The following is a 17,759-nucleotide window of genomic DNA, read 5'->3' as shown; positions in this document are numbered from 1 at the left end:
TTGGCTCCCCCATTCACCTGTGGGAGCGAGCCTGCTCGCGAATTCGGTGGATCAGTCGCTATTGATGCCGAATGACATATCGCTTTCGCGAGCAGGCTCGCTCCCACAAGGTTTTCGGGGCAGACCGGGATTTAGCGATCGTCGTTGTGGATCGACGACGGATGCCGGCAGAGGCCATCAACCTCGATGTCCATATAGGGAAACAGCGGCAAGCGCATCAGCGTGTCGTGCAGGGCCTCGACGCTCGGCACATCGAACACGCTGTAGTTGGCGTAATGCCCGGCGATGCGCCACAGGTGTCGCCATACGCCGTCGCGTTGCAGCCGTTGCGCCAGTTCCTTTTCGTCGGCCTTGAGCCGGGTGGCCAGTGGCGGGTCCATATCGACGGGCAATTTCACGGTCATTTTTACGTGGAACAGCATGGTGATTCCCCTGATTCAGTGGCGACGAAAACGCGCCAGACGCTCTTCATCCAGCGTCAGGCCAAGGCCCGGGGTTCGCGGGATGTGCAGATGGAAATCGCGGTACTGCGGCGTTTCAGTGACGATGTCTTCGGTCAGCAACAACGGCCCGAACAATTCGGTGTCCCAGGTCAGCTGCTTGAGCGTGAGGAAGGCATGCGCCGAGGCCAGCGTGCCGATGGAGCCTTCGAGCATGGTGCCGCCGTACAGCGCGATGCCGGCGGCTTCGGCGATCTGCGCGGTTCTGAGCACGGCACGCGGGCCGCCGTTCTTGGCGATTTTCAGGGCGAACACACTGGCGGCACCGTCGGCGGCGAGGCTGAAAGCATCCTCGACGCTTTCGATCGACTCGTCGGCCATGATCGGCGCCGGACTGCGCTGATTCAGGCGAATCTGCCCGGAACGGTTGACCCGTGAAATCGGTTGTTCAATCAGGTCGATGCCGTTGTCACCGAGCACCTGGCAGCCGCGAATCGCCTGGGATTCGTCCCAAAACTGGTTAACGTCAACCCGCACACTGGCGCGCTCGCCCAAGGCTTTTTTGATCGCCACGACATGCTTGAGATCTTGCTCCAGCGGATTGGCACCGATCTTCAATTTGAAGATGCGATGGCGACGCGCTTCAAGCATCTGCTCGGCTTCGGCGATATCGCGGGCGGTGTCGCCGCTGGCCAGGGTCCAGGCCACTTCGAGACAGTCCCGCACACGGCCGCCGAGCAGCTCGCTGACCGGCAGACCGAGGCGCTTGCCTTGGGCGTCGAGCAATGCGCTTTCGATGCCGGACTTGGCGAAGGTATTGCCCTTGGCGATCTTGTCGAGCCGCTGCATCGCCGCGTTGATGTTGTTGGCGTCCATGCCCACTAACGCCGGCGCCAAGTGCGCGTCGATATTGGCCTTGATGCTTTCCGGGCTTTCATAACCGTAAGCGAGGCCACCGATGGTGGTCGCTTCACCGATGCCTTCAATACCGTCGCTGCAGCGCAGACGAAGAATCACCAGGATCTGTTTTTGCATCGTGTGCATCGCCAGTTTGTGCGGGCGAATGGTCGGCAGATCGACGATGATCGTCGATACGCTTTCAATCGGAATTCTCTGCATGTCTGTGTCCCTTGAAAACGTGATCAACCGAGGTCGCCGCCACCGACCGGCAAAGTCACGCCGGTGATGTACGAGGCGTCATCGGAGGCCAAAAAGAGGATCGCGCCGACCTGTTCGTCGAGGCTGCCGTAGCGTTTCATCAGGCTGCTGTCGAGGGTTTGCGCGACGATCTCCTGATACCAGGCCTGCTCTTGCGCCGACGGTTCGGCGGCATTGCGCGGAATGCGCCGGGGCGGCGCTTCGGTGCCGCCAGGAGCTGTGGCGTTGACGCGAATGCCGCGCTCGGCGTTCTCGAACGCCAGGCACGCGGTCAGCGCATTGATGCCGCCCTTGGCCGCGCCGTAAGGCACGCGATTGATGCTACGGGTGGCAATCGACGAGACATTGACGATGGCGCCGCGTCCTTGCTTGAGCATGTACGGCAGCGCGGCGTGGCAGCACCACAGGGTCGGGAACAGCGAGCGGCGCACTTCCGCTTCAATCTTTTCGACTTCGTAATGCTCGAACGGCTTGGCCCAGATCGTGCCGCCGACGTTGTTGATCAGGATGTCGAGACGGCCGAAGGTGTTGATCGCCTCGGCCATGACCCGTGCGCAATCGGCGTATTGCTCAAGGTCGGCGGTCAGCGCGAGAACGCCCTCGCCTTGCAGTTCGTGAACCAGTTCAGAGCGATCGACGGCGACGACTTGTGCGCCTTCGTTCAGCAGGCGTTCGCAGACGCGGCGGCCGATACCCTGCGCCGCGCCGGTGACCAGCGCGATTTTGTTGGAGAATCTGTTGTTCATGACAACCTCGAAAAAGGATTTCAGGCAGCCGCAGCGGCAAATTTTTCGTAGTAGAAATTCGCAGGGGTGATGCCCTGTTCACGAATGTATTGGCTGACCGCTTCAACCATCGGTGGCGGGCCACATAGGTAGACGTCGACGTCGCCTTCATTGAGATGGCGCGGCTCGATGTGCTGGGTGACATAGCCCTTGAGTGGATGCGCACTCAGCGGGTTGGCCACACAGGCGCCAAAACTGAAGTTCGGAATGCGGGCGGCGAAGGCCTCTAGACGATCAAGTTCAACCAGATCGAAGTCATTGGTCACGCCGTAGATCAAATGCACGGGATGATCACTGCCCTGCTCGGCGATCTTTTCCAGCATCGCGGTGAACGGAGCCAGGCCCGTGCCGCCCGCCAACAACAGCAGCGGCCGCTTGATCTCGCGCAGGTAGAAACTGCCCAAAGGCCCCGCCAGGTTCACGCTGTCGCCGGCCTTGGCCAACCCGGTGAGGAAGCTGCTCATCAGGCCACCGGGCACGTTGCGAATCAGGAAGCTGACCTCACCGTTTTTCTGCAACGAGCTGAAGGAATAAGCGCGGCTTTGCTCACTGCCGGGCACTTGCAGATTGACGTACTGGCCCGGCAGAAACGCCAGTTTGCTCAGCGCTTCGCCCTTGATCGATAGGGCTATGGTGCTCTCGGACAACTGCCGGACAGCGCTGATCGAAGCCTGGAAACTGGCCTGTTCGGTCTTGCACACCTGCGAGCCTGCCGGCACTCGCACGACGCAATCACTTGCGGCGCGCATCTGGCAGGTCAGCACATAACCTTGCGCGAGTTCATCGGCGCTCAAGGCGTCTTCGATAAAATTGTCGCCCATGTCGTAACGCCCGGCCTCGGCGAAACATTTGCAGGTGCCGCAGGCGCCGTCGCGGCAGTCCAGCGGGATGTTGATGCCTTGGCGATACGCCGCATCGGCCACGGTTTCATGGACGCCAGCCTCAATGAAACGGGTGACGCCGTCTTCAAAATTAAGCGCAATCTGGAAATTCATGGTGCACCTCGTCGTGTCGACTAGATGTGATAAATGTCGATGACCTGACGGACGTAATCGTTTTTCAGCACGACCTTCTTGGCCTTGATCAGCGGCTGTTCGCCACGCAGATCGAGGGTGTAGAAACTGCTACCGAAGTAGCTGTCGGTGACCTGATAGCGAAAGCTCAGGGTGTGCCAGTTGAAGCGCACCAGGCACTGGTCCGCGCTCTGCTCGACGATTTCGATGTTGCTCAGGTTGTGCGAAGTGCGGGTGTCGGGAATGGTCGCGCTGGAGCGCTCGGTCTTGATCCGGAAAATGCGGTCTTCGAGGCCGCCACGGTTGCCGTACCAGATCAGCGAGATTTCGCTTTGCGGGTCTTCGGTGAGGGTGTCGTTGTCGTCCCAGGCCGGCATCCAGAAGGTGGCGTCGGCGGCGTACAGATCCAGCCATTGATCCCACTGACCGTCATCGAGATAGCGCGCTTCGCGGAAGAGAAAATCGCGCACGGTGTCGTAGAGGTTGCTCATCACACGGCCTCCACGGGGATCAACTGTGGGTCGGCGGCAGCGGCCTTGAGCATGGTTTCCTGCCAGTACTTGTGTTGCAGCACAAACAGGCCTTCGTCTTCGGTACGCATGCCGGAGAGCAGTGGTTTGAGGTCGATTTCTTCGGCGGCTGCGTCGGCACCTTCGACCCAGTGGGTCGCGCCTCGGGACATGTCGTTCCAGCCGCGACCCGCGCCATAACCGGTCTGGCACGAACGAAACTCTTCCAGATCATCCGGCGTGGCCATGCCGCTGACGTTGAAGAAGTCTTCGTACTGCCGAATGCGTTTGGCGCGCGCCTCGGCGCTCTCGCCTTTGGGGGCGATGCAGTAAATGGTGATTTCGGTCTTGTCGACCGAGATCGGCCGGGCGATACGGATCTGCGAACTGAACTGATCCATCAAGTAAACGTTGGGGTACAGGCACAGATTGCGCGAGTTTTCGATCATCCAGTCGGCACGGGCCTGACCGAAATCCCGGGCGAGTTCGTCGCGGCGCTCGTAAGCGGGACGGTCCTCGGGGTTGGCCCAGCGGGTCCAGAGCAGCAGATGGCCGTGATCGAACGAGTAGAAACCGCCGCCTTTCTTCGCCCAACTGCCGGCGCTCATGGTCTTGATCGCTTCGCGCGCTTCGCGCTGTTGGCGCTGATTCTGGGTGGCGGCGTAGTTCCAGTGCACCGAGCTGACGTGGTAGCCGTCGGCGCCGTTTTCAGCGGTGAGTTTCCAGTTGCCTTCGTAGATGTAGGAACTGGAACCGCGCAGCACTTCCAAGCCTTCTGGCGACTGATCGACGATCATGTCGATGATCTTCGCTGACTCGCCCAGATGTTCAGCGAGGGATTTCACATCGGCATTCAGGCTGCCGAACAGGAAGCCGCGATAGGACTCGAAACGCGCAACCTTGGTCAGGTCATGCGAGCCTTCGCAGTTGAAACCTTGCGGGTAGCCGGCTTCGCTCGGGTCTTTGACCTTGAGCAGTTTGCCGCTGTTGTTGAAGGTCCAGCCGTGGAATGGGCAGGTGTAACTGGAGCGGTTACCGGACTTGTGCCGACAGAGCATGGCGCCACGATGGCTGCAGGCATTGAGGAACGCGTTGAGCACACCGTCCTTGTTGCGCGCGATGAAGATCGGCTGGCGCCCCATGGTGGTGGTGAGAAAATCGTTGTTGTTGGGGATCTGGCTTTCGTGGGCGAGGTAAATCCAGTTGCCTTCGAAGATGTGCGCCATCTCCAGTTCAAACAGACGCGGATCAGTGAACATCTCCCGCTTGCAGCGGTAGGCGCCCTTCTCCTTGTCTTCTTCAAGCATGGCATTGAGGTAGTCGATTCCCAGGGACATGGCCGGGGCCTCCATTGTTATTGTTCAGTTCAGGCCAGATCAGGTTAGGGAGGCGATGCACGGGGCAATAGCCGAATCCTGCAGATCGCTATCCGTTTTGTGCAGGATGGCGCGGCAGATGATTCGGCGTGTTTCGGAAAGGGCTTAGCGCGGTGTTTCAGTGGCGGCGTTTGAAGGTTTGCGACGGTAATTCGCCGAACTGTTGGCGATAGCTTTCGGAGAAGCGGCCGAGGTGCAGGAAACCGTAGTCCAGGGCCAGTTCGGTGAGGTTACGTACCGGGCAGCTCGGATCGCTGAGGCAGGTGTGGATGCGCGCAAGTTTGCGCTGGCGGATGTATTGCATCGGTGTGACGCCGAGCTGGCGTTCGAACAAAGCGTACAGCGAGCGCGGGCTCATGCTCGCCTGTGCGGCCAGATGTTCGGCCGGCAGATCCTGTTTCAGATTGCGCTCGATGTAATCGAGGATGCGCTCGAAACTGACGCTCGGCGCATTCAGGCACTCACGTTTGACGTTGGTGTTCATCAGCGAGATCAGTTTGCTGCCGATGATCTGCGCGTAATGCTCCTGTACCCGTAACAACGGATCGCTGGCCTCGGCTTCCTGGCAGATCATCGCGAGCAGGTTGGTGAAGCCTTCCAGCTCTTCCAGCCGATAGTGATTGCGCAGGAAACGGATACCGCTGGAGGGGTGCTGCCAGCGCTGCTCGTTGCACACCGATTCGAGCACGCTGACCGGCACCTTGAGGATGAATTTCTCGCAGTCTTCCGAGTACGTCAGATCAACCGGATCATCCGGGTTGATCAACAACAACTCGCCGGGCACCAGATGCTGTTCGTGCTTGTGCCCGCGCCACAGGCAATTGCCTTGCAAGAGCACTTGCAGGTGGTAAACGGTCTCCAGCGCCACGGAGGTCACGCGCACGCTGCCGCCATAGCTGATGCGGGCCAGATCGAGATTGGCGAGTTTGCGATGGTTGAGGCTGGCTTGCGGATGGGTGGTTCTGGACAGGCCGATGAAGTGCTGGCCGACGTGCTGATTGACGTAGTCGGAGACGGCATAAGGGTCAGCGTGACGGAACACGCTGCTGCGATCGCTCAGCAGATGGCTGTCCATGGGGCATTGCTCGTTGTTGTCGTTATTTTGGGATCACGGGGTTTCAGGCATCACGACTCACAGTACGCCGGAGTGTCACGGTGGACAATTGGACGAAGGTTTGGGCGCTCGATAATCGAACACTTTTTGCGGACTACAGAGTGTTTTGAACAACGCCTACACTTGCCGAAGAAATGCCTTACATGCCAGAAAAACTTATTACAGAAAAATCCTACTTATGACAGTTTTAAGAACTAAAAAAAGCCCGTTCCAGTCGAAACTGAAACGGGCTTCTCCCACCTCAACGGCCGTTACTTCAGGTCGTCAAAGTGGTCTCGCAGGAACTCGTAAAAGCGAAAAGCTTTAAACAATCTCCATACAAGGCTCAGCGTACGCAGCAAAAGCTTCATACGTTTTGGCCTCCAGGGCTGGGGGCCAAACCTCCGGCAAACTTACCGGATCATGCTTGCCTTCAGCCTGCACGTTAAAGCAGCTAGTGAGGCGGCCGGTTGAAATCCCTCCGAAACATCATTCCGGCACGGGTGCAAAACCGTGTCAAAGGGCATGAAACCGTTGAGTCACCAGCCTGGCCTCATCGCTGCTTGAACAAGTGAGCGCCCGCATCATAACCTTCATTCAAAGGCTTTCAGGAAAAGTAATTTTCTGTTTTGTTAACCATTATTTCTGCCAGCTTTTTTCTGGAAATGAAATAGCGTAAACAACCAGTTTCATACGCACTTTAACCTTGCAAGGGGGCACAAAGACTCTTACCATGAGCGAACGTTAAAGCAGCTAGTGAAGCAACAAACCTCGGTCGCAAACCAAGGTTTACAAAAGAACCGCCCCGCAAAGGCGGTTTTTTTTCGTCTGCCTTTTCAATGCACCCACCGATGAAAATCAGATCACAGCGCCCGCGCCCACGTCTGACTCACCAGATCCTTGCCAAAGCTGTGAACCGCTTCTTCCTCCACCAGTTCAAACCCGGCCTGCTGATAAATCTTGCGTGCAGCCGTCAGGTTGCTGGTCGTCCACAGGGTCATTTTCTGGTAGCCAATCTGCCGGGCAAAGCGCAGGCACTCCTCGACCAGACGACTGCCAATGCCCAAGCCCCGCGCGCTGGCGTCGACATAAAGCATGCGCAGTTTGGCGGTCGTTTCATCCTGGCGGACGATGAACACGGAGCCGATGACCTTGCCGTCCTTTTCCGCAATCCAGCAGCGCTCGCTCGTAGGGTCGTAATCACGCAGGTACTTGGCGACCACCTCGGCCACCAGTGTTTCGAACTCTGAATTCCAGCCGTATTCGCGGCTATACAGCGCGGCTTGCTGTTGCATCACCGTGCCCATGTCGCCGGGCTGCGGATCGCGTAACAGGTAAGTCGAGTCCTTGCTGCCTTCCAACAGGTTCTGGATCAGCGTCATGGCGCCGATCAGTTGCTTCTGCTGCGGCTCGGGCAGACGCTCGAGCATGGCGACGATTTGCTCGCGAGAGGCCTTTTCCAGCGGAGTCAGGATTTCCCGGCCCAGATCGGTTAAGTGCAATTGCGCAGCGCGGGCATCCGTGGGCGACGGGACTTTCTGAATCAGGCCACGCTTCTCGAAACCACTGATGATGCGACTCATGTAGCCAGCGTCGAGGCCGAGCATCTGGCGCAGATCGGCGCTGGTCAGGTCACCGCGCGAGGCCAATTCATACAAGATGCGCAGCTCGGTCAGCGAGTAGTCGCTTTGCAGCAAATGCTCCTGCAATACGCCGATCTGATGGGTGTAAAAACGATTGAAGCCGCGCACGATGTCGGCTTGCTCAAGAAGATGGTTGCTGGACATGGCGAATGCTCAGATGGTTGCCTAAGGCAACTATATATTTGCCTCAAGCAACCATGTCAATAGAAAGCTATCGGCACTTCGCCAACACCACCTGACAGGTATCCGGCGTCCCCCCGGAGCGACCGGCATAACGAATACAGTTGTTCATCGACTTCTGTCGGGCCATGTTCAGACTGGAGCCCCAGGCCAGACCGCCCTCGCCGACCGACGGCAAGGCTTTCGCGTAGCAGGCATCGCCCACACTCGACGGTGGATAGTGTTTTCGGCTGGAGCAGCCTGCGGTCAGCGCCAGGCTTAGGCCGATCAAGGTGAGCACGCCCCAGAGCGAGCATCGGTTGAGCATCGTATTTCACCTGCCGCCAAAGGGATCGTGACCTACAGAGTCTAGCCCCCTCAACTGCACAAATCTTCTAAACGCCCTTCACCGTTGCGCGGTATTTTATGGGGCCGCACCTTTCATTGGCGAACTCTGGAGCCTTCGTGGATAAACGCAACTGGATCGAGCTGTCCCAGGATGTCGACACCGGGATTGAGTCGATTCGCGCTCACTTCGAGGGCCATGCCTACGATCCGCACTGGCATGACAGTTTTCTCGTCGGCGTCACCGAGCAAGGTGTTCAGCAGTTCAATTGCCGCCGCATGCGCCATCGCAGTACGCCGGGCAACGTGTTCCTGCTGGAGCCGGGGGAAATCCACGATGGGCAAGCCCCGACCGAGGAGGGTTTTACCTATTCGATGCTCTACCTCGATCCGCATTGGCTTGAGCGTGAAATGCATGCGCTGTTCGAAGACGCACCGTCCGACAGCCAGCCCGGTTTTGCCGACACGCTGAGTCAGGATCCGCGTTTGGCTACTGCGATCAGTCACGCTTTCCATGCGTTGCATGACGGTGATCTGCGCATCGTCCGGCAGACCGCCGTCGATGGCTTGCTGAGCTCGCTCACGCGCCATCTCGACTGGCGTAAGCGCCAGGCTTTCGATCCGCGCCTGCCGTTGGTGGCGCAACTGGCGCGGGATTATCTCCACGCGCACACCTATGAAGATATCGGTCTCGATGATCTCGCGCGGGTCTGCGGAGTGGACCGTTTTCGTCTCAGCCGCGCCTTCAAGTCTGCTTTTGGCCTGGCGCCGCACGCGTACCTGATCCAGCTGCGCTTGGCCAAGGCGCGGCAGTTACTGGCTCGGGGTGAAACGCCGGCGCAGGTCGCCAGCGTGCTCGGTTTTGCTGATCAGAGTCACCTTGGGCGCTGGTTCCGCCGGGCCTACCAACTCACTCCCGCCGACTACCGCAAGCGCTGCTCAAACCTTCCAGACTGACGCACGTCAACTGGCGATCATGGATGCCTGTTTTCATTTTCAGGGAATCCGGATCATGGCGTCATTACTGCCCTTTCTGCTGTTTGCTTTCGTTGCCTCGATCACGCCGGGGCCGACCAATATTCTGGTGTTGAGCCACAGTTCGCGCCAAGGCCTGCTCGCCACGTTGCCGATCATTTTTGGCGCCTGCGCGGCGGCGGCACTGATTGTATTGGTGGTCGGCCTCGGTGCCGGCGAAACCTTGCTGCGCTACCCGCGCGTGCAGCAAGCCATGGCCTGGGGCGGTGTGCTCTGGTTGAGCTGGCTGGCGTGGCAGATCTTTCGCGGCGCGCCGCCATCGCTGAATCCGGACGATGCACAGGAGGAAGGTTTCAGCGTGCTGGGCGCGGCCATGTTGCAACTGGTCAACCCCAAGGTGTGGATGATGGCCGTGGCGGTGGTCAGCGTGTTTGTCGGCGGTGATGACAAGACCTTGCGGCTGCTGGTGCTGTCGCTGGCGTTTTTGCTGGTGTCATTGCCGTGCATGACGTTGTGGGCGTTGCTGGGTGTGGGCAGTGCGCGGTTGATGGGATCGCCAAAGGCGTTCAAGCGGATGAACGCAGTACTCGCGCTGTTGTTACTGCTCTCGGCATGGCTGACTGTCCTGAAGTAACTCCACTGTAGGAGCTGCCGAAGGCTGCGATCTGTTGATCTTGATCTTAAAAAACAGAATCAAAAGATCGCAGCCTTCGGCAGCTCCTATATAGCGCTTCAATACCATTTCATCAGGGTGAGGTGGCCTGCCGATACTCACGCGGAGTAAACCCGGTAGACGCCTTGAACTGGCGGGTAAAAGCGCTGTGATCGGTGTAGCCGCATTGCAGCGCCACATCGGTAATCGGCAGGTCGGTGTGCAGCAAGCGGTGCGCGTGTTCGAGGCGTACTTTCTGGATCATCTGCCGTGGTGTCAGGTGGAACACGCGTTTGCAGTAACGCTCCAGTTGCGCGACTGAAATACCGGCGATGCGGGTCAGTTCACCGAGGGTGACGCGTCGATTGAAATTCGCGCGGATGTGCTCATCGACTGCCGCCAGCCGCTCGAACGCCGGATGGGTTTCACTGGCCGATTGCAGGTCCACCGAAATGCCCGCCAGACCAATGATCACCCCGTCACGGTTGTACAGCGGCTGCTTGTGCGTCAAGCACCAACCCGGTTCGCGACTGCCATACAGATGCAGTTCGAGCTGATCCTCCAGCACAAAGCCCTCCTCCAGCACCTTGCGATCCTGCTCGGTGTAGCCCGGCCCGAGTTGCGCCGGGAACACCTGCGCGCTGGTCTTGCCCAGTAACGGACGCAAATCCTTCAAGCCACAGCGCTGCACCAGCGTGCGATTCGCGAGCACGTAACGGGCCTGCACATCCTTGATGAAAATCGCCGCGTTGGGGATCACATCGAGCATCGGCAACAACAGCGCCGCACCGGCCAACAACTCCTCCAGCGTCTGCGGACGATGCCCATCAATGCCTTGAGACAGGATCGAGAACGCCTGTTGCATCAAACAATCCCCTCGTAACGTGAATGGACGAAGCGCCCGCCATGGGGCCTTCGCGTGCAGATTGCAGCATCGCTCAAGACCTGTCGAGGGCCACGTTTCGCCAGCGCTATTGTGCTGATTTCGTCATCGAAGCCACCACAAAACATCAATCGCCACACCGTTGATGAGTTCAAAGTCTGGCCGTCCGAGTGACACAACTGCCTATCCAATAACTCACAAGAAGGCGATGCCATGTCAGGCCAAGGCAAGTTCAAAAAACAGCTTTCACTGATCGACCTCACATTTATCGGGCTGGGGGCAATCTTCGGTTCCGGCTGGTTGTTCGCGGCCAGTCATGTGTCCGCCATCGCCGGGCCGGCGGGAATTTTTTCCTGGCTGCTGGGCGGTTTTGCCGTGTTGTTGCTGGGCATCGTCTATTGCGAGCTGGGCGCTGCATTGCCGCGAGCCGGCGGTGTGGTGCGCTATCCGGTTTACTCCCACGGGCCGCTGCTCGGCTACTTGATGGGCTTCATTACCCTGATTGCGTTTTCCAGCCTGGTGGCGATCGAAGTGGTTGCCTCACGCCAATACGCAGCAGCGTGGTTTCCCGAGCTGACCAAAGCTGGCAGCGGCGATCCGACGATTCTCGGCTGGCTGGTGCAGTTCGGCCTTCTGTGCGTGTTTTTCCTGCTCAACTACCGCAGCGTGAAGACCTTCGCCAAGGCGAATAATCTGGTCAGCGTATTCAAATTCATCGTGCCGTTGCTGGTGATCGGTGTGCTGTTCAGCTTCTTCAAACCGGCCAACTTCCACGTGCAGGGTTTCGCCCCGTTCGGCTTGTCCGGTATCGAAATGGCAGTGTCGGCGGGCGGCGTGATTTTCGCTTACCTGGGGCTGACGCCGATCATCTCGGTGGCCAGTGAAGTGAAGAATCCACAGCGCACCATTCCCATCGCACTGATCCTCTCGGTGCTGCTGTCGACGCTGATTTATGTACTGCTGCAAATGGCCTTTCTCGGCAGCATCCCGACGGAAATGCTCGCCAATGGCTGGGCCGGTATCAGCAAGGAATTTTCCCTGCCGTACCGCGACATCGCACTGGCACTGGGTGTGGGTTGGCTGGCCTGGCTGGTGGTCGCCGATGCGGTGATCTCGCCGAGCGGCTGCGGCAACATCTACATGAACGCCACCCCCCGCGTGATCTACGGCTGGGCGCAGACCGGCACCTTCTTCAAGGTCTTCACCCACATCGATGAAAAGTCCGGCATCCCGCGCCCGGCGCTGTGGCTGACTTTCGCCCTGTCGGTGTTCTGGACCTTGCCGTTCCCGTCGTGGGAAGCGCTGATCAATGTGGTTTCCGCTGCGCTGGTGTTGAGCTACGCCGTGGCACCCGTGTCGGTGGCCGCGCTGCGCCGCAATGCGCCAGACATGCCGCGCCCGTTCCGGGTCAAGTGCATGGGTCTGCTCGGGCCGGTGTCGTTCATCATCGCCGCGCTGATCGTCTACTGGTCGGGCTGGAACACCGTGTCGTGGCTGCTCGGCCTGCAAATCCTGATGTTCGTCGTCTATCTGCTGTGCGGCCGTTTCGTGCCGACCGCTCACCTCAATCTGGCCAGCCAAGTGCGCTCCTCGGCGTGGTTGATCGCCTTCTACGCGGTGACCATCGTGCTGTCGAAACTCGGCACCTTTGGTGGCCTGGGCATCCTCGCTCATCCGTTCGACACCATCGTCGTCGCTGCTTGCGCCACCGGCATTTATTACTGGGGCGCAGCGACCGGTGTACCGGCGCATCTGCTGCGTCTTGAAGAGGACGATGAGGAAAGCGAAGTCGCCGCCCCCGCCTCGACCGTGGCTGCGCGCCCTGCCGGCGCCTACTGAAATCATCCAAAGGGACATGTTCATGAAACGAGTACACGTGATTGATTCCCACACCGGCGGTGAACCGACACGCCTGGTGATGAACGGCTTCCCCGAGCTGCCCGGCAACAGCATGGTAGAAAAACGCGATGCCCTGCGCACTCAGCATGATCAATGGCGCCGCGCCTGCCTGCTGGAACCGCGCGGCAACGATGTGCTGGTCGGCGCCCTGTATTGCGAGCCGGTCTCAGCGGATGCCACCTGCGGGGTGATCTTCTTCAACAACGCCGGTTATCTGGGCATGTGCGGCCACGGCACCATCGGCCTGATCAATTCGTTGCATTACCTGGGGCGAATCGAACCGGGCGTGCACAAGATCGACACGCCCGTCGGCCCGGTCAGCGCCACGCTGCATGAGGACGGATCGGTGACTTTAGGCAACGTACCCGCCTACCGCCATCGCAAACAAGTGCCGGTGGATGTCCCGGGTTACGGCCGCTTATTGGGCGATATCGCCTACGGCGGCAACTGGTTTTTCCTCGTCTCCGAGCACGGCCAGACGCTGACCATGGACAACGTCGAACACCTCACCGCTTACACCTGGGCGATGCTCAAAGCCCTCGAAGACCAAGGCATTTTCGGCGAAGACGGTGCCGTTATCGATCACATCGAACTGTTCGCCGATGACGATCAGGCCGACAGCCGCAACTTCGTCATGTGCCCCGGCAAAGCCTACGACCGCTCCCCGTGCGGCACCGGCACCAGCGCCAAACTCGCCTGCCTCGCGGCCGACGACAAGCTGCAACCCGGCGCCACCTGGGTGCAGGCGAGCATCACCGGCAGCCAGTTCGAAGGCCGCTTCGAATGGGACGGCGAGCGAATCCGCCCGTTCATCACCGGCCGCGCTTACATGACCGCCGACAGCACCTTGCTGATCGACGAAGCAGACCCGTTCGCCTGGGGCATTTGAGCCACCGCGCTGACTTTTCACCTCAATTTGAATGATGTGCCAAGGAGTTAAAACAATGAGCGACAACATCTTCACCGGTTGCATGCCGGCCCTGATGACCCCGTGCACCGCCCAGCGCAAACCGGACTTCGACGCGTTGGTGGCCAAAGGACGCGAGCTGATCGATATCGGCATGAGCGCCGTGGTTTATTGCGGCTCGATGGGCGACTGGCCGTTGCTCACCGAGGCTGAGCGTCAGGAAGGCGTGGCGCGTCTGGTGGCCGCCGGAATTCCAACCATCGTCGGCACCGGCGCGGTGAACTCACGCGAAGCGGTTTCCCATGCGGCGCACGCAGCGAAAGTCGGCGCGCAGGGTTTGATGGTGATTCCGCGCGTACTGTCCCGTGGTGCTTCGGCGACTGCGCAAAAAGCCCACTTCGCCGCGATTCTGCAAGCCGCACCGAACCTTCCAGCAGTGATCTACAACAGCCCTTACTACGGCTTCGCCACCCGCGCCGACCTGTTCTTCGAACTGCGCCGCGAGCACCCGAACCTGATCGGCTTCAAGGAGTTCGGCGGTGGGGCTGACCTGCGTTACGCCGCCGAAAACATCACCTCCAAGGACGATGACGTGACCTTGATGGTCGGCGTCGACACGCAAGTGGTGCACGGTTTCGTCAACTGCAACGCCACCGGCGCGATCACCGGTATCGGCAACGCCCTGCCCCGCGAAGTGCTGCAATTGGTGGCGCTGAGCAAGAAGGCCGCACAAGGAGATGCCAAGGCCCGTCGTCAGGCGCGGGAGCTGGAATCGGCACTGGCGGTGTTGTCGTCGTTCGATGAAGGCTGCGATCTGGTGCTGTATTACAAACACCTGATGGTGCTCAACGGCGACAAGGAATACACCCTGCACTTCAACGAAACCGATGCGTTGAGCGATTCGCAACGGCGCTATGCCGAGAAGCAGTATTCGCTGTTCCGTCACTGGTACGAGAACTGGTCGGCGGAACAGAACTTCGCCTGACACCTCAGCCTCACCTGCCGCGATGCGTAGTGCTACGCGGCAGGCATTTCCCTTTTCATCAGGAAGACACCATGACTCTGACGGGCCACATGCTGATCGGGCAGCACTCGGTTGCGGGTAATCGCGAGGCTATTCGCGGGATCAATCCGGCCACGAATGAAGCGCTGGAACCGGCGTATGCCGGAGGATCGACGGAGCATGTCGAACAGGCCTGCGCGCTGGCTTGGGCAGCGTTCGATGTTTATCGCGAAACTACCCTGAGTGTCCGCGCCGAATTTATTGAAAGCATTGCCAAGGAAATCGAAGCCCTCGGCGATGAACTGATTGACCGTGCCCATGCCGAAAGCGGTCTGCCGCATGCACGGTTACTGGGCGAACGCGGGCGTACGTGCCAACAATTAAGAATGTTCGCCCGCACGGTTCGCGCCGGTGAATGGCTGGACGTGCGCGTCGATAGCGCGCAGCCGCAGCGCCAACCGCTGCCGCGCGCGGATCTGCGTCAACGGCAGATTGCCCTAGGGCCGGTCGCGGTATTTGGTGCGAGCAATTTTCCGCTGGCGTTTTCAGTAGCGGGCGGTGACACCGCATCGGCACTGGCCGCCGGTTGTCCGGTGATCGTCAAGGCGCACAGTGCCCATCCCGGCACCAGCGAACTGGTCGGCCGCGCGGTCGCTCGGGCGGTAAAAGCCTGTGGCTTGCCGGACGGTGTGTTTTCCTTGTTGTACGGTTCTGGCCGTGAAGTGGGCATTGCGCTGGTCACGAATCCACGGATCAAAGCAGTGGGCTTCACCGGTTCGCGCAGCGGTGGTCTGGCGTTGATTCAAGCGGCGCAGGCCAGACCCGAACCGATTCCGGTGTATGCGGAAATGAGCTCGATCAACCCGGTGCTGCTGTTTCCGACGGCGCTGGATAATCGCACGCAGGCGCTGGCTGAAGGGTTTGTGGCGTCGCTGACACTGGGCGCAGGTCAGTTCTGCACCAATCCGGGCTTGGTGATTGCCTTGAAAGGACCGGCGCTGGACAAGTTTATCGCCGCCACCACCGAACTCATTCAACGCAGTCCGGCGCAGACGATGCTGACACCGGGCATCTTCAGTGCTTACGAGTCTGCCGTGAATGCACTGGCCGAGAATGCCAGCGCGAACATCGCCGGTGTTGGTCAGAGCGGCAACGGCCCGAACCAATGTCAGGCCCGTGTATTCGTGACCGAAGCCGCCGACTTTCTCGCCGATCACCGCCTGCAAGCCGAAGCCTTCGGTGCAGCTGCGCTGATCGTGCAATGCCGCAGTGAGGCTGAAATCCACCAGGTCACCGAACATCTGGAAGGCCAGTTGGCCGCGACATTGCATCTGGATGACCAAGACCTGGAACAGGCGCGTACATTGCTGCCGACGCTCGAGCGCAGGGCCGGTCGCTTGCTGGTCAACGGCTGGCCCACCGGGGTCGAGGTGTGTGACGCGATGGTGCATGGCGGGCCCTTCCCGGCCACGTCCGACTCGCGCACGACATCCGTCGGTACAGCGGCGATCCTGCGTTTTCTGCGCCCGGTGTGCTATCAGGATTTCCCCGACAGCTTGTTGCCTGACGCACTGAAACACGGCAATCCGCTGCAATTGCGGCGTCTGCTCGATGGGCAAAGGGAAGCGCAGCACCATGACCAATAACGTCTCCCACGACATCGCTGTAGTCGGCGCCGGCATCATCGGCGTCGCCTGCGCACTGCGCCTGGCTCGCCAAGGGTTGCGCGTGGTCGTCATCGATCAGCAGCAACCCGGCCATGGCGCCTCGTTCGGTAACGCCGGGCATCTGGCGACCGAGCAGGTGTTTCCGATTGCAGACGCGTCCATCCTCAAGCGCCTGCCGGCCATGCTGATGGATCCGATGGGACCACTGAGGCTGGACTGGAAATACCTGCCGCGCGCCCTGCCATGGTTTACGCGGTTGCTGCTGAATCTGCGCCCGGCGCCTTTTCAGAACACCGTAGCAGGCTTGCGTGCGCTCAATGAAAGCAGTCTTGAGGCCTGGCAGCGCCTGCTCGCCGACATCCAGCGGCCGGACTTGCTGAAGATCGATGGCTCGTTGCTGGTGTTCGAACGGCCGGAGTCGCGTCAGGCGATCCAGGCATTACAGGCCCGAATGCATCACCAGCAAGTGCCGGTCGACCTCTGGCAGGCCGGTGCCATACGCGACACGGCGCCGCAACTCAGCGAACAGATTCAGGGCGGCCTGTTCTTCCCGCGCACCGGGCATTTCATCGATCCGTATCGCGTGGTGTGGGAACTAGTCGAAGCGGCGAAGTCCAGTGGTGTGAGCTTTGTCCAGCAACAGGTTCAGGGCGGCTACGTGCAGGAGCACGGCGTCACGCTGACCACTGGCAATGGCGCTCTGACTGCAAGTCGCGTGCTGATCGCCTGCGGCGCACACTCGGCGAAACTCACCGCCGCCCTCACCGGCAAAAAAGTACCGCTGGACACTGAGCGCGGTTACCACCTGATGCTGCCGCAGGAACACGACCGACTGCCCTTCCCCGTCACCTCGCTGGAACGCAAGTTCATCATGACGCCGATGTCCGAAGGCTTGCGCCTGGCCGGCACCGTCGAGTTCGCCGGACTGGAAAAGCCACCGAGCATGGAACGCGCGTGGCAACTGCACCGGTTGAGTCAGGGCTTGTTTCGCAAGGATCTGAGTGCTGAAGCGGCGACGCCGTGGATGGGTTTTCGACCGTCGTTGCCGGATTCATTGCCGGTGATTGATCAGGTTTGTGAAGGCAAGGTGTTGCTTGCGTTTGGGCATCAGCATCTGGGGCTGACGCAGGCAGCGGTGACGGCGGAGATGGTGGTGCGGATGGCTTTGCCTGCGGCGGCAAAAGAGGCCTGCAGGCTACCACTCAACGAACATTACAGGCTCGATCGTTTCTGAAAGGAAGTCTCTGACCCA

Annotated in this window: 17 protein-coding genes; 7 read left to right on the top strand and 10 right to left on the bottom strand. The window is 59.9% G+C overall.

What is annotated here, in order from left to right; translation table 11 throughout:
• Positions 1-131 precede the first annotated feature (131 nt).
• The 9 genes from catC to M5G26_RS13010 form a co-directional block, all read right to left on the bottom strand.
• Positions 132-422 (bottom strand): muconolactone Delta-isomerase, encoded by a 291-nt coding sequence (gene catC / locus M5G26_RS13050; protein ID WP_273915617.1) that lies wholly within the window; start codon positions 420-422, stop codon positions 132-134.
• Between the two features lie 15 nt (positions 423-437).
• Positions 438-1,559, bottom strand: coding sequence for a muconate cycloisomerase family protein (locus M5G26_RS13045; protein WP_273915616.1), 1,122 nt, complete (start codon positions 1,557-1,559; stop codon positions 438-440).
• 23 nt (positions 1,560-1,582) lie between these two features.
• The gene (locus M5G26_RS13040) at positions 1,583-2,344 is read right to left on the bottom strand and encodes a 1,6-dihydroxycyclohexa-2,4-diene-1-carboxylate dehydrogenase (protein ID WP_273915615.1); all 762 of its coding nucleotides are present in this window, start codon (positions 2,342-2,344) and stop codon (positions 1,583-1,585) included.
• A gap of 20 nt (positions 2,345-2,364) precedes the next feature.
• The gene (gene benC / locus M5G26_RS13035; RefSeq protein ID WP_150692795.1) at positions 2,365-3,378 is read right to left on the bottom strand and encodes a benzoate 1,2-dioxygenase electron transfer component BenC; all 1,014 of its coding nucleotides are present in this window, start codon (positions 3,376-3,378) and stop codon (positions 2,365-2,367) included.
• Positions 3,379-3,398: 20 nt separating this feature from the next.
• A complete protein-coding gene (benB, locus tag M5G26_RS13030; protein WP_273915614.1) occupies positions 3,399-3,887 on the bottom strand; it encodes a benzoate 1,2-dioxygenase small subunit in 489 nt (162 codons plus the stop codon).
• Positions 3,887-5,242, bottom strand: coding sequence for a benzoate 1,2-dioxygenase large subunit (benA, locus tag M5G26_RS13025; RefSeq protein WP_273915613.1), 1,356 nt, complete (start codon positions 5,240-5,242; stop codon positions 3,887-3,889). The genes benB and benA overlap by 1 nt, the downstream gene beginning before the upstream one ends.
• 157 nt (positions 5,243-5,399) lie before the next feature.
• Positions 5,400-6,356, bottom strand: coding sequence for an AraC family transcriptional regulator (locus tag M5G26_RS13020; protein WP_273915612.1), 957 nt, complete (start codon positions 6,354-6,356; stop codon positions 5,400-5,402).
• An 881-nt stretch (positions 6,357-7,237) separates the two neighbouring features.
• A complete protein-coding gene (locus tag M5G26_RS13015) occupies positions 7,238-8,161 on the bottom strand; it encodes a bifunctional helix-turn-helix transcriptional regulator/GNAT family N-acetyltransferase (protein ID WP_273915610.1) in 924 nt (307 codons plus the stop codon).
• A gap of 67 nt (positions 8,162-8,228) precedes the next feature.
• A complete protein-coding gene (locus tag M5G26_RS13010) occupies positions 8,229-8,504 on the bottom strand; it encodes a hypothetical protein (protein ID WP_273915608.1) in 276 nt (91 codons plus the stop codon).
• A gap of 137 nt (positions 8,505-8,641) precedes the next feature.
• Here M5G26_RS13010 and M5G26_RS13005 point away from each other — a divergent pair, with 137 nt between their 5' ends.
• Together M5G26_RS13005 and M5G26_RS13000 are read left to right on the top strand one after the other, a co-directional pair.
• Complete coding sequence (locus tag M5G26_RS13005; RefSeq protein ID WP_273915606.1) at positions 8,642-9,478, top strand: AraC family transcriptional regulator; 837 nt, start codon at positions 8,642-8,644, stop codon at positions 9,476-9,478.
• A gap of 55 nt (positions 9,479-9,533) precedes the next feature.
• Positions 9,534-10,130: a LysE family translocator gene (locus M5G26_RS13000; protein ID WP_273915605.1), complete on the top strand. Its 597-nt coding sequence runs from the start codon at positions 9,534-9,536 to the stop codon at positions 10,128-10,130.
• 112 nt (positions 10,131-10,242) lie between these two features.
• Here M5G26_RS13000 and M5G26_RS12995 read toward each other — a convergent pair whose 3' ends face one another.
• Positions 10,243-11,013: an AraC family transcriptional regulator gene (locus M5G26_RS12995; protein WP_123593317.1), complete on the bottom strand. Its 771-nt coding sequence runs from the start codon at positions 11,011-11,013 to the stop codon at positions 10,243-10,245.
• A 231-nt stretch (positions 11,014-11,244) separates the two neighbouring features.
• Here M5G26_RS12995 and M5G26_RS12990 point away from each other — a divergent pair, with 231 nt between their 5' ends.
• From M5G26_RS12990 to M5G26_RS12970, 5 genes are all read left to right on the top strand, one after another.
• Entirely contained in the window at positions 11,245-12,870 is a 1,626-nt protein-coding gene (locus tag M5G26_RS12990; RefSeq protein WP_273915604.1) for an APC family permease, read from the top strand.
• A 22-nt stretch (positions 12,871-12,892) separates the two neighbouring features.
• The gene (locus M5G26_RS12985; RefSeq protein ID WP_273915603.1) at positions 12,893-13,819 is read left to right on the top strand and encodes a 4-hydroxyproline epimerase; all 927 of its coding nucleotides are present in this window, start codon (positions 12,893-12,895) and stop codon (positions 13,817-13,819) included.
• Between the two features lie 55 nt (positions 13,820-13,874).
• Positions 13,875-14,822 carry a dihydrodipicolinate synthase family protein gene (locus tag M5G26_RS12980; RefSeq protein WP_273915602.1) on the top strand — a complete coding sequence of 316 codons (948 nt, stop codon included), beginning with the start codon at positions 13,875-13,877 and terminating at the stop codon, positions 14,820-14,822.
• A 71-nt stretch (positions 14,823-14,893) separates the two neighbouring features.
• Positions 14,894-16,486, top strand: a complete 1,593-nt coding sequence (locus M5G26_RS12975) for an aldehyde dehydrogenase (NADP(+)) (RefSeq protein ID WP_273915601.1) — start codon at positions 14,894-14,896, stop codon at positions 16,484-16,486.
• Positions 16,476-17,741, top strand: a complete 1,266-nt coding sequence (locus M5G26_RS12970) for an NAD(P)/FAD-dependent oxidoreductase (protein WP_273915600.1) — start codon at positions 16,476-16,478, stop codon at positions 17,739-17,741. The genes M5G26_RS12975 and M5G26_RS12970 overlap by 11 nt, the downstream gene beginning before the upstream one ends.
• Positions 17,742-17,759: the final 18 nt, after the last annotated feature.

The organism is Pseudomonas sp. TNT2022 ID642, from assembly GCF_028656995.1.
In the GTDB taxonomy this organism is placed as follows: domain Bacteria; phylum Pseudomonadota; class Gammaproteobacteria; order Pseudomonadales; family Pseudomonadaceae; genus Aquipseudomonas.
The sequence above is the reverse complement of the archived record's forward strand: the minus strand, read 5'-3'. Positions and strand labels throughout refer to the sequence as shown.

Bases quoted from the DNA above. Each gene is read 5' to 3' on its own strand.
- M5G26_RS13010 (WP_273915608.1), bottom strand. From the start codon at position 8,504: ATGCTCAACCGATGCTCGCTCTGGGGCGTGCTCACCTTGATCGGCCTA.
- benB (WP_273915614.1), bottom strand. From the start codon at position 3,887: ATGAGCAACCTCTACGACACCGTGCGCGATTTTCTCTTCCGCGAAGCG.
- M5G26_RS13015 (WP_273915610.1), bottom strand. From the start codon at position 8,161: ATGTCCAGCAACCATCTTCTTGAGCAAGCCGACATCGTGCGCGGCTTC.
- M5G26_RS12990 (WP_273915604.1), top strand. From the start codon at position 11,245: ATGTCAGGCCAAGGCAAGTTCAAAAAACAGCTTTCACTGATCGACCTC.
- M5G26_RS12985 (WP_273915603.1), top strand. From the start codon at position 12,893: ATGAAACGAGTACACGTGATTGATTCCCACACCGGCGGTGAACCGACA.
- M5G26_RS13000 (WP_273915605.1), top strand. From the start codon at position 9,534: ATGGCGTCATTACTGCCCTTTCTGCTGTTTGCTTTCGTTGCCTCGATC.
- M5G26_RS13045 (WP_273915616.1), bottom strand. From the start codon at position 1,559: ATGCAGAGAATTCCGATTGAAAGCGTATCGACGATCATCGTCGATCTG.
- M5G26_RS12970 (WP_273915600.1), top strand. From the start codon at position 16,476: ATGACCAATAACGTCTCCCACGACATCGCTGTAGTCGGCGCCGGCATC.
- benC (WP_150692795.1), bottom strand. From the start codon at position 3,378: ATGAATTTCCAGATTGCGCTTAATTTTGAAGACGGCGTCACCCGTTTC.
- M5G26_RS12975 (WP_273915601.1), top strand. From the start codon at position 14,894: ATGACTCTGACGGGCCACATGCTGATCGGGCAGCACTCGGTTGCGGGT.
- benA (WP_273915613.1), bottom strand. From the start codon at position 5,242: ATGTCCCTGGGAATCGACTACCTCAATGCCATGCTTGAAGAAGACAAG.
- M5G26_RS12980 (WP_273915602.1), top strand. From the start codon at position 13,875: ATGAGCGACAACATCTTCACCGGTTGCATGCCGGCCCTGATGACCCCG.
- M5G26_RS12995 (WP_123593317.1), bottom strand. From the start codon at position 11,013: ATGCAACAGGCGTTCTCGATCCTGTCTCAAGGCATTGATGGGCATCGT.
- catC (WP_273915617.1), bottom strand. From the start codon at position 422: ATGCTGTTCCACGTAAAAATGACCGTGAAATTGCCCGTCGATATGGAC.
- M5G26_RS13020 (WP_273915612.1), bottom strand. From the start codon at position 6,356: ATGGACAGCCATCTGCTGAGCGATCGCAGCAGCGTGTTCCGTCACGCT.
- M5G26_RS13040 (WP_273915615.1), bottom strand. From the start codon at position 2,344: ATGAACAACAGATTCTCCAACAAAATCGCGCTGGTCACCGGCGCGGCG.